Consider the following 26,278-nt stretch of genomic DNA (forward strand, 5'->3'; position numbering starts at 1 on the left):
ACCATAAACTAGCCACCCTGACTAGTTTGTTTTACGCTTTCAAGACGATACCAATACATAGTCGCCTTATACACTCGCATCTTTGACTACTTGTTTAACCAGTTTCCAGTCACATTATATAAAACTATAACTTCATATGAAAATCTCTTGCTTTCTCTTTTTTTATTTGTTATATTAAAATGGTACAAATAAAATCGGTCCATATCAGACTGTAGATAGGGCATTATACTTTTTAAGATAAAATGAAAGCGCTTTTAATTAATAAAGGAGGTTTCTATGGAAAAAATTTGGAGGGAGAAATCCTGTCGCTACAGTATTCGGAAGCTAACAGTTGGTACAACCTCTGTTTTGCTTGGAGCTGTTTTTCTAGCTAGTCATACCGTATCTGCTGATACTACTGAAGTAAAGCAAAATGAGCCTACACTGGAGAAAACTACAGCCAAGACAGATACCGTTACGAAAACAATTGAATCAACTGAGAACACTCAGCCAAGTGAAGCAATTGAGCATTCAAAACCAGTTCTAGCTGATCATAGTGTTTCTGAAACCAAACCCACTGAGGCTAATGTTGCCTCTGCTACAACTAATCAAGCCAGTACTGAGGCAATTGTAAAACCTAATGAAAATAAGGAAACCGAAAAACAAGAACTACCTGTGACAGAACAAAGCAACTATCAGCTAAACTATGATCGACCAACAGCTCCTTCCTATGATGGGTGGGAAAAACAAGCCCTTCCAGTTGGGAATGGTGAAATGGGTGCTAAGGTTTTTGGTCTCATCGGCGAAGAAAGAATCCAATACAACGAAAAAACTCTTTGGTCAGGTGGACCGCGTCCCGACAGTACCGACTATAATGGAGGAAACTATCAGGAACGGTATAAAATTTTAGCAGAAATTCGTAAGGCACTTGAAGACGGAGATCGTCAAAAAGCCAAACAATTAGCCGAGCGAAATCTAGTTGGTCCAAACAATTCCCAATATGGACGTTATTTAGCCTTTGGTGATGTATCCATGGTTTTCAATAACCAAAAAAAGGGTCTGGATACAGTAACAGATTATCACCGTGGTTTGGATATCACAGAAGCCACTACAACCACTTCTTACACCCAAGATGGGACAACCTTCAAACGTGAAACCTTCTCCAGCTATCCTGATGATGTCACCGTAACCCACTTGACCCAAAAAGGGGACAAAAAACTTGATTTTACTGTTTGGAATACTTTAACAGAAGATTTAATCGCCAACGGAGACTACTCATCGGAATATTCTAACTACAAAAGTGGCCATGTTACGACAGACCCAAATGGTATCCTGCTAAAAGGTACAGTCAAAGATAACGGCCTCCAGTTCGCATCCTATTTAGGAATCAAGACTGATGGAAAAATTACTGTTCATGAGGATAGTTTAACGGTCACAGGGGCCAGCTACGCAACTCTTTTACTCAGTGCCAAGACCAACTTTGCTCAAAATCCTAAAACCAACTATCGAAAAGACATTGACCTCGAAAAAACAGTTAAAGGGATTGTCGAAGCAGCTAAGGGCAAAGACTACGAAACACTTAAAAAGACCCATATCAAGGACTATCAAAGTCTCTTTAACCGCGTTAAACTAAATCTAGGTGGAAGCAAGAGCGCTCAAACGACAAAAGAGGCCCTTCAAAGCTATAACCCAGAAAAAGGGCAAAAATTGGAAGAACTCTTCTTCCAATACGGCCGATATCTACTCATCAGTTCGTCTCGTGATCGGACAGATGCCCTTCCTGCCAACCTACAAGGAGTCTGGAATGCCGTAGACAATCCACCTTGGAACGCTGACTACCACCTCAATGTCAATTTGCAAATGAACTATTGGCCTGCCTACATGAGCAACCTTGCTGAAACAGCCAAGCCAATGATCAATTACATTGACGACATGCGCTACTATGGCCGTATCGCTGCTAAGGAATACGCTGGTATCGAATCCAAAGACGGACAAGAAAATGGCTGGCTGGTTCATACCCAGGCGACACCATTTGGCTGGACAACTCCAGGTTGGAATTACTATTGGGGTTGGTCTCCAGCTGCCAATGCCTGGATGATGCAGAATGTCTATGATTACTACAAATTCACCAAGGATGAAAGCTATCTAAAAGAAAAGATTTATCCAATGCTCAAGGAAACAGCTAAGTTCTGGAACTCCTTCTTGCACTATGACAAGGCCAGTGACCGTTGGGTGTCTTCTCCATCCTACTCACCAGAACACGGTACCATCACCATCGGAAATACCTTTGACCAATCGCTAGTCTGGCAGTTATTCCACGACTACATGGAAGTAGCCAACCATCTGAATGTCGACCAAGACTTAGTCACAGAGGTCAAGGCTAAATTTGACAAACTCAAACCGCTGCACATCAACAAAGAGGGACGCATCAAGGAATGGTACGAGGAAGACAGTCCACAATTCACTAATGAAGGGATTGAGAATAACCACCGCCACGTTTCCCACCTAGTTGGCCTCTTCCCAGGTACACTCTTTAGCAAGGACCAGGCTGAATACCTGGAAGCTGCGCGTGCCACCCTCAACCACCGTGGAGATGGTGGTACAGGTTGGTCTAAAGCAAATAAAATCAACCTCTGGGCTCGTTTGCTGGACGGTAACCGTGCTCATCGCCTGCTCGCTGAACAGCTCAAATACTCAACCCTAGAAAACCTTTGGGATACGCACGCACCTTTCCAAATCGATGGAAACTTTGGAGCAACCAGTGGGATTGCAGAAATGCTTCTTCAATCACACACTGGCTACATTGCACCATTGCCAGCCCTTCCAGATGCTTGGAAAGACGGTCAAGTTTCTGGCTTGGTTGCCCGTGGTAACTTTGAAGTCAGCATGAAGTGGAAAGATAAAAACCTGCAAAGCTTGTCCTTCCTTTCAAATGTTGGTGGAGACCTGGTTGTAGACTATCCAAACATCGAAGCCAGTCAAATCAAGGTTAATGGCAAACCTGTCAAAGCAACTGTTCTTAAAGATGGCCGCATCCAACTAGCAACGCAAAAAGGTGATGTCATTACCTTTGAACATTTCCCTGGCCGTGTAACCAGTCTGACAGCAGTTAGACAAAATGGCGTCACTGCCGAACTTACCTTCAACCAAGTAGAAGGCGCTACCCACTATGTTATCCAAAGACAAGCGAAAGACGAATCTGGCCAAACCTCTTCAAGCAGAGAATTTGTAACCAATCAAACCCATTTTATCGACCGCTCACTCGATTCTCAACTCGCCTACACTTATACTGTTAAGGCTATACTAGGTAATGTTTCTACACAGGTATCCGAAAAGGCCAATGTCGAAACCTATAACCAATTGATGGATGACCGTGATAGCCGAATCCAATACGGTTCTGCATTTGAAAACTGGGCAGACTCAGAATTATTTGGAGGAACAGAGAAGTTTGCTGACCTTTCACTAGGTAACTATACAGATAAAGATGCGACAGCAACCATTCCTTTCAATGGTGTTGGCATTGAAATCTATGGTCTCAAATCATCTCAATTGGGAATCGCGGAAGTCAAAATTGATGGTAAATCAGTCGGTGAACTGGACTTCTATACTGCAGGTGCAACTGAAAAAGGTAGCCTTATCGGTCGCTTCACAGGATTGTCAGATGGTGCTCATGTGATGACCATCACTGTAAAACAAGAGCATAAACACCGTGGCAGTGAACGTTCCAAAATTTCCTTAGACTACTTTAAAGTTTTACCTGGACAGGGAACAACTATTGAAAAAATGGATGACCGTGACTCTCGCATTCAATACGGATCTCAATTCAAAGATTGGAGCGATACTGAATTATATAAGAGCACAGAAAAATATGCGGACATCAATAACAGTGACCCAAGTACTGCTGCAGAAGCTCAGGCAACCATTCCATTTACTGGAACAGGTATTCGAATTTACGGACTTAAAACATCCGCTCTCGGAAAAGCTCTCGTGACACTAGATGGCAAAGAAATGCCAAGTCTAGATTTCTACACAGCTGGAGCTACCCAAAAGGCAACCTTAATTGGAGAATTTACTAATCTGAGCGATGGCAATCATATTTTGACATTGAAAGTTGATCCAAATTCACCAGCAGGACGCAAGAAAATCTCTCTAGACTCCTTTGATATCATCAAAGCCCCTGCTGTTGGTATAGATAGTCCAAGTATCGTCCCTCTTAAGGAAAATGACAAAGAAATTTCCTTAACCCTACCAGCTGGAGACTGGGAAGCAATCGCTGTGACCTTCCCAGGTATCAAAGATCCACTCGTTTTACGCAGGATAGACGATAATCATCTGGTTACGACTGGGAATCAGACTGTCTCATCAATCCAAGATAATCAGGTACAAATCCCTATCCCTGACGAAACCAATCGAAAAGTTGGAAATGCGATAGAAGCTTATTCTATCCAGGGAAATACGACAAGCAGTTCTGTAGTAGCTGTCTTTACCAAAAAGGATGAGAAGAAGGTTGAGAATCAACAGCCAACTACAAGCAAGGGAGATGATCCTGCTCCTATTGTAGAAATTCCTGAATACACTAAGCCTATCGGCACAATGGGACAAGAACAGCCACCTACCGTTTCTATTCCTGAATATACTAAACCTATCGGCACAGCAGGACAAGAGCAAGCGCCTACGGTTTCTGTTTCTGAATATAAACTTCGTGTCTTAAAACATGAAAGGACTGGAGTTGAAATTATTGGAGGGGCGACTGACTTAGAGGGAATTTCTCACATTTCTAGCAGACGTGTATTAGCTCAAGAACTATTTGGTAAGACCTATGATGCTTACGATCTTCACCTTAAAAATCCAACAGATCAGGGTTTGCAACCAAAAGGAGCTGTCTTGGTCCGCTTGCCTATTTCCTCTGCTGTCGAAAATGTCTACTACCTAACTCCATTAAAAGAGTTACAGGCACTCGATTTTACTATTCGCGAGGGAATGGCAGAATTTACGACTAGCCATTTCAGTACCTATGCAGTCGTTTATCGAGCTAATGGAGCATCAACTACTGCAAATCAAAAACCAAGTGAAACAGATATCAAACCATTAGCCAACAGCTCTAAGCAAGTTTCATCTAGTCCAGACCTTGTTCAATCGGCAAATGATTCTCCTAAAGAACAACTTCCAGCTACTGGTGAAACATCCAATCCACTACTATTCTTGTCAGGATTGAGTCTAGTCCTAACAGCAACTTTTCTACTTAAGAGTAAGAAGGATGAGTCCAACTAACTTTTAAGCACACAAAAACCAGGATGAAGATAAGCTTCATCCTGGTTTTTGATTAAAATCAAACATGTTTATCTTAGATGCTAAAAAGGAAACATCAGAACATCGGATTCATCTGTCTAATTCTGCCTATTCTTATCCGAATGCGTTAGCTCTCCGTATATTATCCTCGATCCCTTTTTTCTCTAATCCCTACCATGATATCTGTATATAAAACATCATTTATCTTACTTGAAATATAAAATACAGGCGTAGATTCTTCTAAGTCATTATCAAGCAATAATTTGGTTAGCAGGTATATAGCTTTATCAAAGTCAACAGCTTCCTCTCCAGTAACTCTTACTCCTGCCATTCGAGGAACCAAAAAATAACTGTTATAGGCTGTCCCTTCCATTATCTCTTCTTTTCCTAGATAATCCTCATGAACGGGAAGATAGACTGTGATGTTGTATGTTCCATCTTCCAATTCTCCGATATGAGGGCATGAGTAAAATGGATTGCTTTTAGGTGTATATCCTGCCGCTACAGCTGTTTGAATCATATCTTGAAAGGCTACTGCAATCTCATCACCGACAATATTATAGTTCACACTCAAGACATTACTCATCATTAAGGATTGATTCATACCATATGTAATTTCTGCCATTTTACTTCTCCACTGGGATAATCAAATCCACAAACAAATCATCATAAACAGGTATCAAGACCAGGTATAACTTATCTTGTAATTCCCAACCATGATCACGAATATAAGCTTTCATCTCCTCAATTGTTTCATCCAAGCTACCATCAAATAGAACCCGCTTGCTAATTCCTTCTATATCTAGAGATGCCTGATAATCCAGTTGACTTGTTGGCTCTGCTTCAGATATAACTGGAATATAGACTCCCACATCTTGCTTTTCTTCGTTAAATTGAGTTGGAGTCATCTCAAAAATGGTTGGGCCATCTTTATAAATACCATCAGTATAAGGAAGGAGTTCTGTATGAACAAATAACTCCAATAGTTCGTCCGCTTGAATCTGGACCTGGTCTGTCATCAAATGGCTCATATGTAGTTGTATTTCTTTAATCATCTTTAGTTACCTTTCTACTAAATCTATCTCTGTCAAATTCTCTGTTTGAAATCATATCTGGGTTTACTTTTATATGCTTGATTGAAGTCTCTTCCTCAACATCATGACGGTGTTGGTAGGCATAGATAATATAAAGCCATGTTCGGTATAAAGCAGGCCCAAAAATCATGAATGATAAAGACATCCCCCATCCCATAAAATAATCATATCCAATTATCCCTAAAAAAATAAAGCAAAGCGATAAAATTACAGGAGGTCCAAATAAAAAATTATAGATATTTTTGACGGCCTTTTCTGATAAAATTTCTTCAGAATCTAAGTTGACTAGACAAGTCTCAACAATAACAACAATAATAGCAAAAATAAGGGGGAGGAAAATTTTCAAACTAATAAAACTATGATCCCCACTTAAACTGCTAAAAGCAATGATGGCATAAACATGGCCCGTCAGATACATGAGATAGGTTCCAAAGCTAGTTAAAATCCCTCGCTTAAGATCCAAAAGAAAAACCAGATTTAAAATCCAAACAACAATCCCTGTAATAATCAAGCCTTGATGTAAGGCAGGATTTTTTAAAATCCTTAATCCTGCAAGCCAAAATCCTGTAAATACCAAGGGATACAAAATAAAAATCCCATTTAATACCCCCCACAGAGGAACTGGTCCGTGGACACTCCTTCTTTGAAACTCAAAAAATTTTTTGACTCTTTCAATAATCATTTAAACCATCCTCTCATGCTTTTGATCAGGCTATTGGCACCTTTTTTAAGATTATCCGTAATATTAAACTTTTTATCAGCCCAGTTTAATACACCTACAGCACCTGCGGATACTCCAATTGCAATTGCCCCAGGTAACCAAGCAGGAGCTGTCGCACCAACAACTAAACCTGCTAGCACTGCTCCAGCACTCGCTGCAGCAATCCCTGCAACAGTTGTTCCCGCTGCCTTAGCCGCATCTATCACAAAACCTGTCGCCTTACTAGCCTCAACTTCATTTCCTCTCAATCCTTGACGTTTGGCCTCTTTTTCATTATAGGGTAGCGATTTCACTATTTTGCATATCTATAAGGTCAAAGGTATCTGTCTTTAAAAGAACACTATTAAAAGCTTCCATGTTCTTTATGGTATCATCTAAACTCTTGACTGCTTGACTATAGCTCGTATTCACACTATCCAAACTAGGATTCGTTAACGTCAGAATATCACTTATCCCTGCATAGATATTTTGTGTCTTACTGGAACTGCTCTTTAATCCCTCGATCGGATCTTTCATGCGTTGCTTGATACGTTCTAGGTATTCTGTTTTAATAATGGCATTGTTGTCGGTCTCACCAACCGTCTCCTTAAAAAGCTTGATAATCCCATCATAGCGGTTTACTATACTATCCAAAATTGCTATAGTTATCTAGCAAAGGAATCTGGTAGTTAGAAACTTTTTGGTTGATTGTGTCCTTAACGACACCTTTGAGACTATCTGTAGAGACAACTTGAGATAAACTGCTTCTGGCTTTGGTTAGATCGCCCTTGATACCACCTACAGATGTACTCAAGGCCGATTTCTGAGCCTGTACCTCAGATAAATCAATCTTCATTCACTATCTCCTATCCATATACGCTAGAAACAATGCCCTCATTGAAATACTCTCTGCGAAAAGACAATTACACCATTATATATTATTCTGTTTTTCCTTTTTTAATGCTACTTTCAATAGAGCCAAGCCATTTCTTATATAATTTAACAAAACGCTCTTCATCAATATCACTATATCCTTTGAACACAATATCATCAATATCTTCATGATTAAAATAATAAACTTGCTCTGGATTTAATCCTTCTGGAAATAGAGCTCCAGTATAATCAAACAATACATCCTGACCTTCCTGCTCTACAATAGCGCCCCTATTTAAAATCATAACTTTTTGGTTTCCACCAGATAAATAAACAATAGTTCCAATAGGCAAAATCATAACTTTCTCCTTATTTTACAATATAAAATTTATGTCTTTTAACTACAAATAATAAGTTAAAAAACCTAGCAAATAACAGCTGATAGAATCCTAAACATCCAAAAACAATTAACAAAATAAAATTTGATGAAGCAACTCCCATAAAAAGACAGATTGGAATTCCTAAAAAACAACTTAAAAAATCAACTATTTTTTGAGGAAATTTGATGAAGCTTTTTCTTGGTTCCTCTACTCTTCGTAAAATACTTTTTTCATCTACCAAAATAGGGATTTCATCTGTATTTGACTTAAAGATAAGAAAAGAAATCAGTAATATAGCTCCACAAAAAATCAGTGATAACCAAAGATACCATGATTCTCTAATTATCGAATTATTAAAAATCAACAGTGGGTTAATATGTTTTGGTAGAATCAAAAGAAAAACTAGTACAATGCCAATACTATACTCCAGTAAGCTTCCTTGAAATTGATCCATTATTCTCCAAGTTGTTGTTTTTATACTAGCATTGTCAACTTTATAGATGGGATACTCTGTATTATATTTCGGGAATAGCCCAAACAAATAGGTGCGTACATCCTTGGGATTTGAATAATCTATTATATATTCTTGATTGGAAATCCTTATCAGGTAATATCTATTATTCACACGCCCAACTAAACTAACTTTATAACGGCTATTCGACACTTTCATTACTCACCACCTCATATTTTATAGCTCTACTCGTAGGCTGAAACTCAATAAATTTAATCAGAATAATGGATCAGGTACAAACACCTACCATCCAAATGCTCCTTTCAGAGAAGAGAGTGAGTTACTGAGTGCTTTACCTATCTTTTTGAACTCGAACTTCGGATACATCTATTCTACTTAATCTTCATTATAACATTTTCTCATCATATAGAAAATCCTAGAATAGAATCCTAGGATTTGTATGTCATTTTTTAAAATCATCTACACTAAAGTGCTCATAGATGATTTTTGAGACTTCCTCATCATAACGACTCAAAAAGTCTTGAAAACGACGATCGATGTAACCAAAGAATAGAACTTCATCTATATCCTCTTTGTTAAAAAAGATAATGTTTTGATTAATGAGTCCTAGCGGAAGACTGACAGCTCCAAAATCAAAATAACCTTGCTTGCCGTCCTTTTCAGTAACTGGACAATGATTAACAATCATGACAGGCTCCACACCTTCTCTCACTCGAACAACACTTCCAATCGGTAAAGCTGTACGTTCTGACATCAGTTTTCTCCTTCTAAATATTTCTTCGCTTCCTGAACATAAAAGAGTTCTGGATTTTCATGGGCGATACTTTCAAACAAACTTCGGGCACGAGCTTCATCTCCTTTTAATTGGGCATTGAGAGCGCCATAATAAGAAAACATGATTCGAGCTAACTTACTTTCTGGTTCAGTAATGTCGAAGTAGTCGTTCGCTTCTTTATTGAACACAATATCTTTTATGGCTTGGGCTTGAGCAACAAGTGTAGCTTTGCCTCCTTTAAAATCTGGTGCCTTGGACAATTGTTCCTCAAAGAAAGCAATATCTTGCGCATCTTGAAGATGAATGGAAACTGTTAATAGTTCAAAGCTTGATATTAAAAACGCAGGGGTTCTGAATCTCTTCCAAATTTTTTTCAAATCATATTTGGACATTTTTTCCTTGGCAGCTTGAAAATCTCCTTTTAAATAAGCCACTCGACCTTGGATAATTTGGTAATTCTCACGATATGTTGCCCTAAAGGGCTTAATAGATTTTTCTGATTGAACTCTTAACATGTCTTCATATAGCTTAAGATCAATAGAATCGTGTAACACTAGAACAATAACTTTGCTTAGGACAAAACGTAGGTATAAGATCCAGATGATTAGAAGCCACATTAGTGAAACAAAAATCAGCCCGAAAATTTTTGTAGCAGGTTGATAAACTAAAAAAACTCCTATGGCTCCAATAGATATTGATACAACTGCACTAATTTGAATAATAGTCTCAATTTGTAGAAGAATATTCTCTGTCGCCCTACTTACTATTTTTTTTACTAATTTCATATATTACTCTCATTTCACTAATTCTAAATATTTCTTCGCTTCCTGAACATAAAAGAGTTCTGGATTTTCATGGACAATACTTTCAAACAAACTACGGGCACGCTCTTCATCTCCTTTTAGCTGTGCATTGAGAGCGCCGTAATAAGAAAACATGATTCGAGCTAGCTTACTTTCTGGTTCAGTAATGTCGAAGTAGTCGTTTGATTTTTTCTTTAAAACAATATCCTCTATAGCTTTTATTATGTTTATTACATTCGTCTTCCTAGCAACCTGAGAATTTGTTCGAACTTTTAATGTAGCTAACATATCGATTTGGTTCGAAATTTCTTCTGCCCTATCAGCATGGATAAGTGAAAGAATCTTAAAGTAAGTTGTTGATAATTCGATTTCAAATTTCTTATTAAAATTTTTACCCTCAAAATTTATTCGTTCCAAATTATCAAGTGTTTCTTCAAACTTTCCTTGGTAGTATAGCGATTGGGCAATAGCTAGTAAACAATTTGCATTATTGAACAGCTGTTGTGACTTAACCGAGTGTTCAGCTACATAACGATAATAACTTATGTGCTTGTCGAAATTAATATCTGTCAAAAAGATATTATCTACAGCTAATTTAACCAGTTTATTGTTTAATGAAATCAATGTCTCAAACCCAAAACATACTACCGTATAAGTAATGAATTTCATAAAATTCATTTCCCCACCTTTAAATAATTCAACAACCATGCCTATAAATGCTAGACAAACTATAGGAAATAAGCAAATGTATACCATTTTTGTCAAATTATATAATTTTGGAATTTCAAATCCAGATATTTTCAACGAATAGTTATTTAATATTTCCTTCACCATTATCCTCCATTGTAGAACTTAAATATAAGAAGGCGCTCGCTATTACTGGAGCTGCTATCGAGACTCCAAATCCAAATGTAGATGCACTAACTGTGACACCATAAATTAAAGCACCAATAACAAAAGCTGTAGCAACTACTACTTTCCCCGCTTTTAATATCTGTTCTCCATGATCCACAGCATAGTCAAATGTCCTTTGGAGATGATCCACCGTTCTTACCCCCGTCTCATTAGTCGTCTTAACTGTTGCGTAGTCTTGTTGGACCTGGTTATGTTCTTTCACATAAGTCACGCGGTAGCCATCCTCTGACTTAGTTCCAACCTCAACCGAGCGATTCTTATAGCCAAAGCCAATGGAAAGATTAGGCGCGAGTTTACTATAGCTTGAACTAATTTTGTCTGCTAGACTGAACTCACTTGTAACTGAATAATCCTTAATCGCTACCTTTCTCTTAAGGTTTACATTTTCATCTAGAAAATCTGTACTCAAACCTCCAACGCTATACTCTCCTTCTTGACTTAACTTACCATCTTTATATTTAGTGTTAAAAGTGATGGCACTATCCCCTTTAAAGTGCCCTTTTATCTGGATCTTGCTCTTGAAATAGTGTTGACCATTGTCAAATACTGTTATCTCCTTCTCAAACGTAACTTCATGCCCTTTCAAGAAATCAATCAGCTCCTTAGGTTTCCTACCCCCATTCCCATGGGAGGCAAGAGAGATTGTTCTACCCAAGGTCTGTAGTTCCTGCCCACTCATTTGGCTCAAGTCAAAGGCCGTTTCTAGATTATAATGTCGAATATAACGGATTAGCTCCTCATGCAGAGCTTTAGAATTCTCGATCTGTTGATCCCGTAACTTCGTGTCCTGAAAAATCGCAAGGGCTACCACATTATGATAAGGATCTGTCATGCCAACAGCTTTGCGAGACCGACTCAAACCACTTGCAATTGTGGAGAGGGTAGTGGTCACGCCACTCCCCAACAGTTCACCATTAAATGCTTCCATCTGGCTTTCAGTTGTACGAAGAGATTGCAGGGCTTCTTCCTTCTGGCTTTTGATATCTGCGGAAGAAGGATTGCTGATGCCAACCATACCTCCAATTGCAGAGTAAGCTATTGTCAGATCTGGATGGGCAAATTTTACCAGTGACCAGTCTACCTAATCTTTATTATAACATTTTCTCATCATATAGAAAATCCTAGAATAGAATTCTAGGATTTGTATGTCATTTTTTAAAATCATCTACACTGAAGTGCTCATAGGTGATTTTTGAGACTTCCTCATCATAACGACTCAAAAAGTCTTGAAATCTACGATCGATGTAACCGAAGAATAGAACTTCATCTATATCCTCTTTGTTAAAGAAGATAATGTTTTGATTAACAAGCCCTAGTGGAAGACTGACAGCCCCAAAGTCAAAATAACCTTGCTTTCCGTCCTTTTCAGTAACTGGACAATGATTAACAATCATGACAGGCTCTACACCTTCTCTCACTCGAACAACACTTCCAATCGGTAAAGCGGTACGTTCTGACATCAGTTTTCTCCTTCTAAATATTTCTGCGCTTCCTGAACATGGAAAAGCTCTGAGTTTTCATGTGCTATACTTTCAAACAAACTACGGGCACGCTCTTCATCTCCTTTTAGCTGTGCATTGAGAGCGCCGTAATAAGAAAACATGATTCGAGCTAGCTTACTTTCTGGTTCAGTAATGTCAAAGTAGTCGTTTGCTTCTTTATTGAATACAATATCTTTTATTGCTTGGGCTTGAGCAACAAGTTTAGCTTTGCCTCCTTTAAGATCTGGTGCCTTGGACAATTGTTCCTCAAAGAAAGCAATATCTTGCGCATCTTGAAGATGAATGGAAACTTTTAATAGTTCAAAGTTTGATATTAAAAACACATGGTTTCTGAATCTCTTCCAAATTTTCTTCAAATCATATTTGGACATGTTTTCCTTAGCTGATTGAAAATCTCCTTTTAGATAAGCCACTTGACCTTGGATAAATTGGTAATACTCACGATATGTTGCTCTAAAGGGCTTAATAGATTTTTCTGATTGAACTCTGAACATGTCTACATAGAGCTTAAGATTAATAGAATCGTTTAACACTAAATCAATAACTTTTCTAGATACAAATCTTAAATAAAATACAAAGCCGAGAACTAAAAAGACAATAACTAATAATATGAATCCCAATATTTCCAAATTGCTTTGAAATACTAAGCATACTGCCATCACATCCAAAACAAGTCCAATAATTGAGCAAATTAGAATAGTCCTATCAAGTTGTAAAAGAGTGTTTTCTGTCGCGCTACTTACTATTTTTTCAATCAATTTCATATATTATTCCCCTTTATCATTAAAAATGGATATCCCAATAAGAATACTAGTTACTGCTCCCCCTAGTAGTTTTACAGAACTCACAGTGGCCAACAAAGTACCTAATGCAGTTCCAATAACAGGGGCAGCAACCACGCCAAGAGCTACAACAGCAACTGCACCAAGAGCCATTGCTACTTCCTTAGGATGCTCTACAACCCAATTAAAAGCACCACTAACTACTTCACCAGTTGTATTAAAAGTTTGAGTGAGATGATCCACCGTTCTTACCCCCGTCTCATTAGTCGTTTTAACTGTTGCGTAGTCTTGTTTGACCTGGTTATGTTCTTTCACATAAGTCACGCGGTAGCCATCCTCTGACTTAGTTCCAACCTCAACCGAGTGATTCTTATAGCCAAAGCCAATGGAAAGATTAGGCGCGAGTTTACTATAGCTTGAACTAATTTTGTCTGCTAGACTGAACTCACTTGTAACTGAATAATCCTTAATCGCTACCTTTCTCTTAAGGTTTACATTTTCATCTAGAAAATCTGTACTCAAACCTCCAACGCTATACTCTCCTTCTTGACTTAACTTACCATCTTTATATTTAGTAGTAAAGGTAATGGCTGTCTCACCTTTGAAGTGCCCTTTTATCTGGATTTTGCTCTTGAAATAGTGTTGACCATTGTCATATACTGTTATCTCCTTCTCAAACGTAACTTCATGCCCTTTCAAGAAATCAATCAACTCCTTAGGTTTCCTACCGCCATTCCCATGGGAGGCAAGAGAGATTGTTCTACCCAAGGTCTGTAGTTCCTGCCCACTCATTTGGCTCAAGTCAAAGGCCGTTTCTGGATTATAATGTCGAATATAACGGATTAGCTCCTCATGCAGAGCTTTAGAATTCTCGATCTGTTGATCCCGTAACTTCGTGTCCTGAAAAATCGCAAGGGCTGCTACATTATGATAAGGATCTGTCATACCAACAGCTTTGCGAGACCGACTCAAACCACTTGCAATCGTGGAGAGGGTAGTGGTCACACCGCTCCCCAACAGTTCACCATTAAATGCTTCCATCTGGCTTTCAGTTGTACGAAGAGATTGCAGGGCTTCTTCCTTCTGGCTTTTGATATCTGCTGTAGAAGGATTGCTGATGCCAACCATGCCTCCAATTGCAGAGTAAGCTATTGTCAGGTCTGGATGGGCAATCAAGTTCAAAATCTCTTGAGTCGGTTGTTCCACAGCTCTTTTTAAACTGGAAAATTCTGACGTATCAATAACAGCAGCAGGACTATGCTCATCAACCAACTCCTGAAAGCGTAGCATCAGTCGATCCCACTCATTATATAAACCATTAGCTAAATCATGGTAACTATATAATAAGGGCAGGTTATAATTGCTTAGCTCCGCATTGATTGCATCTTTGGTAGCAGAACGAAAACTTCTCGTATTAATCAACTCTCGAGTCCCTTGAAGCGCTGCTAAAATCTTATCCTCAAATCCACTTTTTGAACGATATAGTTCCTCGCGCGCTATCAGCAATTCAGAATGCTTATATTTCATTGTCTAGCCTCCATTTGATAATTGTGAAAAGTATAAGAATCCAGATCTTTTGCAAGTAGCTGACGACGTAGGTTTAAGACATACTGTTCCTGAATATCATTCTTCTCTAGTCCCCTAAAAAGGACGGATTCAATCATATCATCGGATATAACTAAGGTTTCTTGATTTTGAATCAAACCTTTTGGCCAAAAATATCCCGTGTAATCTAGATAAAATTTATTTTCAACTGATACCCGTTGTCCTGTAATTAATACATAGATAGGCATTTCTTCCATAAAATCCTCAAGAGCATCTTTGGGTAACTTTTCTCTATTTATTTGAATAACACTACCTAATGGCAGAATTTCTGTATAAATTTTATCAATTAATTCAAGTAAACGCATAAACTCAGATGTGGAAAAAAGCTGAGTTTCTCCAAGACGAGTTATAATAACTTCCCCTTTATTGAATCGAAAATCAATACTTGCTCCAATTGTTGGATTGTACTCATAACTCATATCACTCTGAGATAAATTTAAAACCAATGTTCTAAATAAGTCCGGTCTATAGATAATAGCTTTGGCGATTTGATCGATGAGTGAATTTGGCTTAAAACCAAGATAGGACTCTGTAAAATACTGCGCCCATAACATTTCTTGTGAAATCATCTTATCCTCCTCTAAAACCTGCAGCCCCAGCAGCATCATCACTCATTTTATTCGCTACAGCTCTAGACATGTTTCCTGTCTGATCTATTGAATTGCTTTTAAATGTTTTTATCGAACTGTTTAACTCATCTATCGTCGAATTAATTTTAAGGAAAGGTTGTAAATCATTCTCACTCAAGGTAGGTTTTAAAACATCGGATAAAGCATCAATTGATGAAGAATACGAAACAACATCAGCAGACCAAACATTAAAATCTATTTTAATTTCTCCCATAAAATCTCCTCCTTAATCTAATCTTCATTTTGACTTTGAAGATAAATATAAGTATTTAGTGATTGACTAGCATAATTCATACCAATCGCTAAATTAGAAGCTTCAGCCGTATAGGTTGAGATTTTTTGCTCAATCAAATCAATATTATTTTGAGTATACTCCAACCATTGGGAAATCGAGCCTTTTAGCGTCTCTATTTTATTATTAAAATCATCTCTTCTATTTCCTACAAAATTAGAAGTAGCCATCCCATTTATATTAGTGTATTGAGACAATTGTTCTGAAATTGCTCTTTTCTTGCTCTGTATTTTACTCTTATTCTGTTTTAGAATACTAATTTTATTTAATATATCTGCTCTTTCACCAGACATTGTTGAAATCTGTTGTCGTAAAGAGTAAATCTCATAACTGTAATCACGAGACATAACTATATCTCCTTTATTTTTTATCAACTTATGTTAAAGATTCTATCCATTATCTGTAACTAACCGTAAACGATAACCTATTCTACCCACAAAAAAGTTTGTTTCATCCTCTGCTACAACTGGTTCACTGAAGCTCGTTTGTACTTTTGAAATATTTTGATCTTTGAACCTTGTTCCAACACATCCAGCAGGAACATTGCTCTTTAAGACCTTATCAACATCTAAGTAGCCTACACTAATAGCTTGTTGTTCTCCCATAAATACAAAATGAATGTGAACTTTTCCGCTATTTCTAACAATCTTTTTAAACACATCCTCGGTTATTTTCATATTTAATAAAGCCCCTAGCATATGCGCTTCTGGGATAAATACGTACATCATTGAGGCTTCTTTGCCATTGTGACGGCTCTCAATTTCTCCTTGAATATCGTTAAAGAAACTAGGTATATTATCTCTATCAATTATTTTATCAAATACTTCTGTTTTTTTGTAACTATTGTTGGTATTTAATAATATTTTTTCAATATCTACCAATCTGTTCAGACCTGGTATCAAACTATTTTCACAATATTCCAATTGTTGCGGGGTATCATATAAGAATTCAAAATACCCATCTCTATCAGGAACAAACCCTTGAGGATGCGTTGTTTCTTTATCAAACCCTATTGGTAATTCACCCCTTGACCACATCTCAAGTACTTTAGGATGATTACTAAAGTGTGTCAGCGTCACTTCATTTGGCAACATTGGAATTGGTTCTGGGCAAACTCCTGTCCAGCTTCTTGCAATCAGCTTAACTTCTTCCTCCAAGTTATATAGACGCTCAATATCGCCTTCTCCACTTATCGGGAGATAAACCTGAATGGCATACGGAATATCTTCTTTCAACTGGGCACGGCCAAAAATTTCTTGCTGAATTAAAGCATCACGTCCTATAATTTCCTTAGAAGCTCCTTCATCAACTAGGTAAAAGGCCAAGCGCGAGGTAATATTGCTTGACATACTGATTTTAAGGCTATTTGAGCGGAGTGCTGTTAAAATCACATAGCATCCAAGACTCGCTCCCTCACGTAGGAGGCGGTTAATCATACTTTCAATAGCTTCTTCTAGCGCTGTGTCTTTTATAGCATCAAACCCGTCAAAAATAGTAAGAATAGCAGGGAGTTTCTCACCTGATTTTTGTTCGTATTGAGAAAGACTTGCTACATTATAGATGGCAAACTTCTCCTTACGAATCTTCAACTCTTGGTCAATACGTTTTAAAAACTTAACCAGTTTTTCTTCTTCATCAAACCTTGTTAAATCAACTACATGAGGTAAATCTTTTAGTGGCAAGAGTCCATTGGTTCCGAAGTCAAATAGATTGATTTGTACTTGCTCTGGAGTATTCAAACGAGCGAGATTTAGCACTAGAGTTTGAAGAGCTAGGGATTTCCCAAAACCAGGTGAACCATAGAAAACTGTATGCCCCATTTTTTCCAAATCAAAATGATAATCCTTCTGACGTTGTTCTGTCGGAATATCCATTCGAGCAAAGGGAACGGCCAATACTTTTTCATCGGTCCAGTGAATATCTGTTTGAGGGGATATGATGGCTGTCTCTAAAGGTTCTAACCACGGTTTATCTGGCAGATTGAAAGGAACAGTCTTACTCACTCTTGCTATATAGTTTACAACCGCTGAGAGTTCCGTGATTTCTTCCGTCTGATCAGCAATATAATTTTCATCCTTAGATAGGTCATCAGATAACAATTCATATTGTCCCAGGTCATTTATCAACCAAATTCGTTCATCAACAACTTCTTGAACTCCCTCTGTTTGTGGGGCATACTGTGCACCACTCCATGCAGACTGGAATAATTCATAGATTTCGTTATTTCCTACTTGTAGGTAAGCACGTCCTGGTTCAGTAATGCTCGCCGCATCTGGTGTTTTGATTATTTCATTGGAATCAGACTCATCTGACACTTTCAAAGCTAGTTTGAAACGAGAGTTTGACCAGATTTGATCATTGACGACCCCTGATGGTTTTTGTGTAGCAAGAATTAGATGGACTCCAAGCGAACGTCCGATACGGGCTGTCGAAACCAGCTCTGTCATAAATTCTGGTTCATGTTCTTTTAATTCAGCAAACTCATCACTAATAAGGAACAGATGAGGTAATGGTTTTTCTGGATATCCTGATTTGTCAGTAGCTTTTTGGCCTTCCTTATATAATTTAGTATATCCATTGATATGATTAACACCAAATTGATTAAAGAGACGTTGTCGTTTTTGTAACTCTGCTTTGATAGAAGCTAGGGCACGCGCACTAGCAGCTCCATCTAAGTTAGTAATAGACCCAAGCATATGTGGTAAATCTTTGAAAAGATTCGCCATCCCTCCACCTTTGAAGTCAATCGTAAGAAATCCAACATCCTCTGGACTAAAGTTTACAGCCATGGATAATATATAAGACTGAAGAATCTCAGATTTACCTGAACCAGTAGTTCCTGCTACAAGACCATGTGGCCCATGTGCACGTTCATGTAAGTTGAGCTCCACCTGGTCATCCTTCCCACGCAATCCCAATGGCACAGCTAACGTTTTAAAAGTATCCGCTTTGGACCATCTAGTCGCAACCTGTAACTCTTCAACTTCTCTGACTTGATAGAGTTCCAAAAAGGTAACGGATTTAGGAATCGTGTTCTTCTCTACTTCCATGTGTTTTAGATTTGCTAAAGTACGAATAGAATCTTCATAGCAATCCAACAGCGGATGGGGAATAAAGGTTTGAGCACTATAGGCACCCTCATCATTAATGATTTGACCTAAATTTTGATTCTTATATTCAATTAGAGTTGTGATAGTTTCTGGCAAAAGACGACGTGCCTCTTTCACCCAAATGACTGTTACACCCAACTCTGTCAAATCTTTGGCTAGATACTCATTCAAACTATGGCCAAGTAAATGGGAGTCATCCATAATCGTTAAGACATAATGGGGTTTAAAGCGCGCATCTTTTTCCCCCATTTCACGTTTGATTTGAGAACGTTTTTGAATGATACGATAAAGTGAATTTAGAACGGCATCACGACTTCTGGCATCATGGACAAAACCACGAATATTTCGTTCCTGCATATTGAAATGAGGAAGAAATCGCCACTCAGACCAATCTTTCTCATATCTCTGTTCTTGAACAAGATTGATAAAATTAACATCTAAGTAGCTGTGAAACATTGCCATCTGTAAAAGCATGTTATATACAGCTGTCCTAGTTACTTCACTATTTCCAACAAGACCAACTGTCGCTTCAAAAATATTAACAGTAATTGGAACCTTCTTTTGCAAACTGTAGTCTTGCAAGACTGTGCGAGCAAACTGTGATATTTCATCTTTACTTTGCTCATCAAAATTTGTTTGCAGCTCTAGCTGGCTTAACCTATCTCCTAAACCCAAAGATACCTGTAAGAAATCTTCATTATAGTCCATTCTCTCATAAATTCTTGAATCATACTTTGCAATCAGTTCAGTAATGGTTGAGATTGACGGTTGATTATAATGTAAAATATTAGTTTCTTCTTTGTAGTATTTTTCTAAGTCAGATACTTGTTTTAATAAATATGCCTCATAATCTTGAATTCGATTTTTTTCTTGTTCCTTGGTATCCTTTTTCTCTTCAAAATACTGACTCATAGTTGTCGCTGCTGTCAGGAGACTAAAGCCCCCCATCCCTAGCATCATTACAGGATTACCTTTTGTCCAAATTGAACTCAATGCAGTTAAAGTAAACATCCCTAAAGCTGGAACAATTGCTCTGATGAGCGAGTTTTTAGGGAGTCTAATCGGTTGAGGAGGTTGATTGATAATGATTTTCCCGCTATGGATAATAGGGTTAACTCTGGGACTCCTTCTATATTCTGGAAAATCCATCGGATACTCATTATTTTTTTCTTGTATCAGAATTTGATTCCTATTTAATTGCGGTTCTTCGAAGAGACATCCAATCTTCCACTGATTCTTTCTTTTTTCTATAAAATAATTAGAAACCTTCATTCGGTTCCCTAATTCAAACGGATAAAGTCCTCCCTCTTTGACTAGACGGTCATTTAAATAAATCGGAGATTCCCCAAGTGTAACCTGTACTTGATTATTTGAAAAAATAAGTTGGTTCGAAATTTTCCAACTAATATCAGCTGATTCTTTCTTGCTACAAATAAATCGCTGTGGTGGGAAAATATAACTGATAAAAATATCTTCCTCAGGAACCAACAAGGTTACAATTTCTTTATCAAAAGTAGATTTTCCTCTTTCTAAAGTCTTACCATTTCGATAGACTATTCTACCTTCTACTGTATACTCGTTAGTACCGACCTTCACCTTTTGTCCTTCAAACAAATCTATTTTCTCTAGATTATCTTGTTCAATCAACAAGGTATAAAGAGGTTTATGAAGCTCTCCTAATTGGTCTCCCAGTTGATGATCATATTCTAGCTTTTTTGCCTTCATTTATCGTTCACTCTTTTCTTTTGTTCGGTTGTCTTTAGGAGTTGTTGTTTCAATAGATACTTTTGTATCACTACTATTTGTAGTAGCTTCTCCAATCTCAGCAGAAAGTTCCTTTATTTTCTTTTCATATTCTTCAAGTTTCTTTTGTTTTTCAGAACCGTTCATATTGATGTCTGCCTTAACTGACTCGTATAGATTTGTATAAGCATGTAAAATCAATTGCGTGTCCCCGATATTTTGTGCCACATCTAGAGCTTTTTCAAATTTTCCACGTCCAAGATAAATCCAATAAAAAAAAATTGTATCATCTGTTGATTCTGTAATCGTATTTAAAATAACTTCCTTTTGCTTATCACTCAAACTATCTAAACGGACATAACTTGCTGCTAAGATATACTTGGCCTCCTTCGGCAATGATTCTGCACCATAATTTTTTAATGATTCAACTGTTTCAGAGTAATCTTTTCGCATGAAATTTGATTGTGCCATAATGACTGATGATTTTAGTGGCCCATCTTTAAACATAGATTTATAAGTTGCAAAACTTAAGACAAGTGTGGTTGTAGCAAGTAAAGCTCCCCCTATTAACAAAGTCTTCCATTTTTTCTTGTTAACCAACAAATTTGCTTTTGAACTCTCTTCTGATAATTTTGCATACTTTTCTGCAATATAATTATTGACATCAGCTACACTCTCTAAGGGAATAATATCTTGTGCCACCTTTTCCTTTATTGCATCAATCCCATGGATGGCTAGTTCAAAATCTATCTTAGGTAGTAAAATAGAAATCATTAAAGCTTTATAAGATTCTAGATAAAATTCAGAACTATACTGTTGAGGTGCAAGTAATTTTTCAATTCCATAGTGTAACATTTGTACATTACTTCCAAAAATAATGATATTTTCAGGATGAATGTACGGAATTTTATAATCATTTTCAGAACGAACTAATACAGACATACTTTGTGCCAAACTAAAACGTTCAAGTTCCGTAGTTCTTTCTAAAATTTCTTCTTTAACAGTTTTAAAATACTCAGGAATCTTATACTGCAAAGAAAGAACTCCGTCTTTCTGTACTATTTCTACTGGACAATATTCTTGAATCAATTCAAGTTGTTCTCTACGATAACCTGATGAAGAAATTTGAACTGATATTTGATTGTCTTCTCTCACAAATTCTAGTCGATCTGCTTCAAACATTTTTTCCTCCTATGATACATCCTCAATCTCTATATAATCTCCATCGCTAACTGGATAAACAGCCAAGATATCCATTGGTTCGATATGGATTTGTTTGTTTCTAAGCTTGAAACAAAACGAAATATTTAGAGGTAAATTCAACTGTTCTCTAACTTTGGTATCTTTTAGTAATTCTTCTAATCTTAACCAAGTTAGAGATTTTGAAACTAGAATATCTATTTGTTTTGCTCTATAGTCTAGAGTTAACTTTATTTTTTCGTAATCCATGCCATTTCCTTCCTAAATAGACTCCCAACAAAACCATAAACAGTAAGAAAAAACTGGTAAATACATTTCCCATCCAATCCTTAAAAATTGAATAATTCCTTTGTTTAAAAGAGGATTTCTCCTCTATAGTGTATTGATTAAACAATGATGTTTGGACAACAGTAGTTTCTAAACGATAAATAGAGTGATTTTCACTATCAGTAAATATAGTCTGTTCTGCTCCCTGTATAAGTTCTTTGGTTGTTTGAGTTCTCTGGTCCACAACCTTTTGGGTACGATTTAAAAATAAATTTGGAGCATATTTGGATTCTATCCTATTTTTGACCGTTTCCTGTGTACTATTTGTAATGATATCTGTATCAAGTTTTAAGCTACCATCGTCTGCATAGACTAACACAGGAAATACTATACAAAGAATTAATAGGTACTTTTTAATGTTCTTCATCGTAAAATAAAAATAAGCGTCAAGTTCCCCTGACGCTCCTCAAAATTAACTACAAACCAAAGCTTTGTGCATCTTGTTGGTCACGTTCAGCTACTGTTTGAGCATAGTTGTTCAATTGTTGGTTGATGCTCACTAGAAGCTCCTCAAATTTTTGAACATGTGTATACAACTGGTTGTATTGCTCAAGGTAAGCATTAAATGCTTGACCTTTCCATTGTGATGCCATTTCGCCATTTGTTCGATTAACAGTTTGTACTGCCTGTTCAATTTGTTCTTTAGCACTAAGATAAATTGCCGCCTGAGATTGTAACTGTTCTGGGGTTAAACTAATTACTGACATTAGTATTCTCCTTTAATTTTTATTTTTATTATTTTATCATATATTTTATTATTTGTCTATCATTTTATTACACTATATTCCATTATTACCCCAGAAAATTTAAAACTTAATAGTTCAAATCGCCCCCTTGTTTCAGATTTACATTAGTGATATAATAAACTATAAATGAAAGGGTTTATGTATGAAAAAAATAATCATAGGTAGTAGCATTTTTGTAACATTATTGGTCGGTTCTGGTGCTGCTTTTGTTTACTTAAAAAATCAAGAAGTTTCAATAACTAATAAAGTAAATGACCGTAAATTAAATATTGCTTTAGTAAATGAAGACACTGGTGGATCTTTAAATGGGAACACGTATAATTTAGGGAATGATTTTACAACATTATTATCCAAAGATAGCTCAAACCAATGGACAGTTATGACTCGCAATGTCGCTGAAAATCGATTTGAGAACGGTTCTGTTGACGTCATTGTATACATAGAACAACAATTTTCAGAGAAAATAGCTCAGCTGGAAAGCTTTAACCCAGACCGAGCAAAGATAGCATATAAAACAAAATCGAATCTAGATCCTGTCAAATCTAAAAATGTAGAGTTACGTGTCGGAGAACATCTGAATACAATCAATCAAAACGTTATCAAAATGTACTTTTCGAGTGTCATTAACAACTTAGACGATGCGAAAAGAAATGTTGAAAACATTGTCAATGAGCAATCAGGAACACACTCTAAAATTTCTCAGTATATCTATACACCATCCAATCAAGCTAGCCAATCTATTACTAGTACTATGGATTTAGTTTCTGGTTTAGAAAAAAACAACTCTTCCTTCGAAGAACTTCAAAAAAATTTCTCCGAATCAGTTATAAAACTTTTAAATAGTACGGGTAATGACTTACAAACAAAACTTAAAGAGGTTAAAGATAATTTTGATAGAGAAATAGAAAATTCAAAACAAAATGTCTCTACAACAAATACGATTTTAAATGATCAATATAAAGAAACCGCTAAAATTGTAGAAAAGATAAATGATTCTGCATCAAAATCATTATCTCAATTTGGAAAGAATAATGATACTCAAAAATCAGAAATTACTAAATTTGAAGATTTGATTTCTAATTACCATAAAATTATTTCTGGTTATCGAGATAAAACAAATGGTAAAAAGACCGAATTAGAGAAGCTCCAAACTGAATTAGAAAAAGAGAAGAAAAAAGTAGAGTTATTTTACTTTGGAAAAGAAGGAGTGGATACTAAATCGGATTTAACTTCTGAATCCAAAGCAACGCTTGCAGCACAAATAAACAATAGCCTACAAGTAAAAAATTCTTTACCTGACACTTATCAAGATATGATTCGTTCAACACTATCAGAAACTAGTATCCAAATATTTGACTACAAAGAATTATTTGCTAAATTACAGAAATTAAAAGTTTTAACCCCTGATCAAGTTAATGAATATACTTCAAAACTAACTTTAATTGAGAACTATTCTAAATTTGATAAAAAATTTACTCCTATAACCGGGTTGCCTAGTTTTGAATTTTTAACAACAGAAAATGATAAATTAGACAAAATTACCGAAGAAATCCCTATCACAGTTAAACTTCCTCAAGCAGGGCAAGAAACTGCTACAACAGAGATTTCTTCCCCTATTTCAACTACCCCAAGTGACGCTTCCTCTTTAAATGTAGAATCAAAACCTGAAATCTCTAATGCATCAACTGAAACAAAAACATCAGCCGAAACAAAAACATCAACTGAAACAAAATACATATCACCTAAGGCTAAAATTTCAGTTACTGGAGATGCTAAATTAGTAAATGGTGAACAGGTTATTGCTGATGATAAGACCTATAAATTGACCATTTCCTATACTTTTGAGCCACATTATGGAAAAAATGATATATCTTTTGAGATACACATCGGAGACACAATAATCCCTATAAAACAAACCATCTATCGTAGTAATAAAGAGGAATCAGATGTACTTGTTAAAAAGGATTTAACACATATTTTTGATAAATTAAGTAGAATTAATCAAGCTGCAGGAATGATTAAAGCAATCTATGGAAATCCAAACAGTAGCTCTATAAACTTTTCTGCTTTATCACCTGATTCAGTTTATAATATGTATGGTAATATCAATCGTGAAGATATTGAGTCGCAACTTTCAAATAAACAAATCACACAATTTAAACAATCTGGTCTTGAATTACTCGACGAAATTCAAGGAACTTCAAATTCGTTAAGAAAAATAACAAGTGAAATACCAAAATTGAATGAAACAGATTTACCAAATGATTATTTCAAAGTGGAAATCACAGATTTAACAAATTGGTATAATACATCAATTAAATCTTTATCAAAAGAATATGACATATGGAAAGAAACAAAAGAAAAACAACTTGAAATTACAAATTCAACTTCTGAATCAAACAACAATCAATTAAAAGTTAAAATTGAGACACCTGAGCAACTGTATCAATCTATTCAATCACTAGTTACTACCACTTCTGATAGTTCAAAAATAACTAACAAGAATCATGAAGCTGTTGGAACAATGAAAGATCAATTCACTCAATTTAATAGCCAAGTTAAAACGATTAAAGATAATATTGACCGCACTATTTCAACAACAAACGAATTGATTACTACTGAAGCAAATGTTATTCAAGGAAATAGAAATTATGCAGATTCCTTCAAAACTGTTATGAAAAATATCCGTGATGGAGGAACCACTAACCAAAATGTTATGAGTTTCTTATCAAATCCTATAGAAACCAAAAAAGAAACTTATGCTACGCCTATTTCTGTAGAAAACAACAGATTATGGATAATTGTTGCTGTTGTTGTTTCTGGAATTATATCAGCTGGAATTACCTACTGGTTAACAAAGGAGAAAAAATAATTTCTTTATAAAAATATAATTAAAAAAGAGTCTGGGACAATAGTCCCTTATCTCCAAAAAAACAACGGCAAATCCGTTGTTTCAGATTGAAGACAAACATCGTTTTAATGTTTGTCTTTTTTATATCTTCAGCGTTACTATTCTCAAAATAGGCTAAAATCTTTATCAAAATAGTTTTCAGCGAAAAATA

General features: G+C 36.4%; 25 protein-coding genes. 2 read left to right on the forward strand and 23 right to left on the reverse strand.

What is annotated here, in order from left to right:
• The first annotated feature begins 276 nt into the window (after positions 1–276).
• Positions 277–5,250: an SIALI-17 repeat-containing surface protein gene (locus tag QM409_RS05520; protein WP_414305199.1), complete on the forward strand. Its 4,974-nt coding sequence runs from the start codon at positions 277–279 to the stop codon at positions 5,248–5,250.
• Between the two features lie 160 nt (positions 5,251–5,410).
• On the opposite strand, the gene QM409_RS05525 is transcribed toward QM409_RS05520, so the two are convergent.
• From QM409_RS05525 to QM409_RS05635, 23 genes are all read right to left on the reverse strand, one after another.
• Complete coding sequence (locus QM409_RS05525; RefSeq protein ID WP_061590227.1) at positions 5,411–5,893, reverse strand: DUF5085 family protein; 483 nt, start codon at positions 5,891–5,893, stop codon at positions 5,411–5,413.
• 1 nt (position 5,894) lies between these two features.
• On the reverse strand, positions 5,895–6,323 hold the full coding sequence (locus tag QM409_RS05530) for a hypothetical protein (RefSeq protein WP_038804217.1): 429 nt from the start codon (positions 6,321–6,323) through the stop codon (positions 5,895–5,897).
• Positions 6,316–7,044 (reverse strand): hypothetical protein, encoded by a 729-nt coding sequence (locus tag QM409_RS05535; protein ID WP_414305198.1) that lies wholly within the window; start codon positions 7,042–7,044, stop codon positions 6,316–6,318. Before QM409_RS05535 ends, QM409_RS05530 begins: the two co-directional genes overlap by 8 nt.
• On the reverse strand, positions 7,041–7,376 hold the full coding sequence (locus tag QM409_RS05540) for a hypothetical protein (RefSeq protein ID WP_414305197.1): 336 nt from the start codon (positions 7,374–7,376) through the stop codon (positions 7,041–7,043). The genes QM409_RS05535 and QM409_RS05540 overlap by 4 nt, the downstream gene beginning before the upstream one ends.
• Positions 7,357–7,716 (reverse strand): T7SS effector LXG polymorphic toxin, encoded by a 360-nt coding sequence (locus QM409_RS05545; RefSeq protein WP_414305196.1) that lies wholly within the window; start codon positions 7,714–7,716, stop codon positions 7,357–7,359. The genes QM409_RS05540 and QM409_RS05545 overlap by 20 nt, the downstream gene beginning before the upstream one ends.
• The gene (locus tag QM409_RS05550; RefSeq protein ID WP_261126477.1) at positions 7,709–7,918 is read right to left on the reverse strand and encodes a hypothetical protein; all 210 of its coding nucleotides are present in this window, start codon (positions 7,916–7,918) and stop codon (positions 7,709–7,711) included. Before QM409_RS05550 ends, QM409_RS05545 begins: the two co-directional genes overlap by 8 nt.
• An 82-nt stretch (positions 7,919–8,000) precedes the next feature.
• On the reverse strand, positions 8,001–8,294 hold the full coding sequence (locus QM409_RS05555; protein WP_061420490.1) for a DUF4176 domain-containing protein: 294 nt from the start codon (positions 8,292–8,294) through the stop codon (positions 8,001–8,003).
• A gap of 10 nt (positions 8,295–8,304) precedes the next feature.
• Positions 8,305–8,985: a hypothetical protein gene (locus tag QM409_RS05560; RefSeq protein ID WP_265476033.1), complete on the reverse strand. Its 681-nt coding sequence runs from the start codon at positions 8,983–8,985 to the stop codon at positions 8,305–8,307.
• A 244-nt stretch (positions 8,986–9,229) separates the two neighbouring features.
• Positions 9,230–9,541 (reverse strand): DUF4176 domain-containing protein, encoded by a 312-nt coding sequence (locus QM409_RS05565; protein WP_265476034.1) that lies wholly within the window; start codon positions 9,539–9,541, stop codon positions 9,230–9,232.
• Positions 9,541–10,347: a hypothetical protein gene (locus QM409_RS05570; RefSeq protein ID WP_414305195.1), complete on the reverse strand. Its 807-nt coding sequence runs from the start codon at positions 10,345–10,347 to the stop codon at positions 9,541–9,543. The genes QM409_RS05565 and QM409_RS05570 overlap by 1 nt, the downstream gene beginning before the upstream one ends.
• Positions 10,348–10,356: 9 nt before the next feature.
• A complete protein-coding gene (locus QM409_RS05575) occupies positions 10,357–11,199 on the reverse strand; it encodes a hypothetical protein (protein ID WP_414305194.1) in 843 nt (280 codons plus the stop codon).
• Entirely contained in the window at positions 11,177–12,295 is a 1,119-nt protein-coding gene (locus tag QM409_RS05580) for a hypothetical protein (protein WP_414305193.1), read from the reverse strand. The genes QM409_RS05575 and QM409_RS05580 overlap by 23 nt, the downstream gene beginning before the upstream one ends.
• 133 nt (positions 12,296–12,428) lie before the next feature.
• The gene (locus QM409_RS05585; RefSeq protein WP_125409819.1) at positions 12,429–12,740 is read right to left on the reverse strand and encodes a DUF4176 domain-containing protein; all 312 of its coding nucleotides are present in this window, start codon (positions 12,738–12,740) and stop codon (positions 12,429–12,431) included.
• Positions 12,740–13,546 carry a hypothetical protein gene (locus tag QM409_RS05590; protein WP_261016502.1) on the reverse strand — a complete coding sequence of 269 codons (807 nt, stop codon included), beginning with the start codon at positions 13,544–13,546 and terminating at the stop codon, positions 12,740–12,742. Before QM409_RS05590 ends, QM409_RS05585 begins: the two co-directional genes overlap by 1 nt.
• Positions 13,547–13,549: 3 nt before the next feature.
• Positions 13,550–15,091, reverse strand: coding sequence for a hypothetical protein (locus QM409_RS05595; protein WP_414305192.1), 1,542 nt, complete (start codon positions 15,089–15,091; stop codon positions 13,550–13,552).
• A complete protein-coding gene (locus tag QM409_RS05600) occupies positions 15,088–15,738 on the reverse strand; it encodes a DUF4176 domain-containing protein (RefSeq protein ID WP_414305191.1) in 651 nt (216 codons plus the stop codon). Before QM409_RS05600 ends, QM409_RS05595 begins: the two co-directional genes overlap by 4 nt.
• Before the next feature lies 1 nt (position 15,739).
• Entirely contained in the window at positions 15,740–16,012 is a 273-nt protein-coding gene (locus QM409_RS05605) for a hypothetical protein (protein ID WP_261047099.1), read from the reverse strand.
• 17 nt (positions 16,013–16,029) lie between these two features.
• Positions 16,030–16,437, reverse strand: a complete 408-nt coding sequence (locus QM409_RS05610) for a YwqH-like family protein (RefSeq protein ID WP_414305190.1) — start codon at positions 16,435–16,437, stop codon at positions 16,030–16,032.
• Between the two features lie 42 nt (positions 16,438–16,479).
• Positions 16,480–20,925 (reverse strand): type VII secretion protein EssC, encoded by a 4,446-nt coding sequence (gene essC, locus QM409_RS05615; RefSeq protein WP_414305189.1) that lies wholly within the window; start codon positions 20,923–20,925, stop codon positions 16,480–16,482.
• On the reverse strand, positions 20,926–22,125 hold the full coding sequence (essB, locus tag QM409_RS05620; protein ID WP_414305188.1) for a type VII secretion protein EssB: 1,200 nt from the start codon (positions 22,123–22,125) through the stop codon (positions 20,926–20,928).
• A 9-nt stretch (positions 22,126–22,134) separates the two neighbouring features.
• Positions 22,135–22,392 carry a type VII secretion protein gene (locus QM409_RS05625; RefSeq protein WP_414305187.1) on the reverse strand — a complete coding sequence of 86 codons (258 nt, stop codon included), beginning with the start codon at positions 22,390–22,392 and terminating at the stop codon, positions 22,135–22,137.
• Positions 22,355–22,837: a type VII secretion protein EssA gene (locus tag QM409_RS05630; RefSeq protein ID WP_414310494.1), complete on the reverse strand. Its 483-nt coding sequence runs from the start codon at positions 22,835–22,837 to the stop codon at positions 22,355–22,357. The genes QM409_RS05625 and QM409_RS05630 overlap by 38 nt, the downstream gene beginning before the upstream one ends.
• A 49-nt stretch (positions 22,838–22,886) precedes the next feature.
• The gene (locus QM409_RS05635; protein WP_049492928.1) at positions 22,887–23,177 is read right to left on the reverse strand and encodes a WXG100 family type VII secretion target; all 291 of its coding nucleotides are present in this window, start codon (positions 23,175–23,177) and stop codon (positions 22,887–22,889) included.
• Positions 23,178–23,358: 181 nt separating this feature from the next.
• On the opposite strand from QM409_RS05635, the gene esaA reads away from it, so the two are divergent.
• Positions 23,359–26,088, forward strand: a complete 2,730-nt coding sequence (esaA, locus tag QM409_RS05640) for a type VII secretion protein EsaA (protein ID WP_414305186.1) — start codon at positions 23,359–23,361, stop codon at positions 26,086–26,088.
• Positions 26,089–26,278 lie beyond the last annotated feature (190 nt).

The sequence above is a fragment of the Streptococcus mitis genome, from assembly GCF_047465045.1.
Lineage (GTDB): Bacteria > Bacillota > Bacilli > Lactobacillales > Streptococcaceae > Streptococcus > Streptococcus mitis_DT.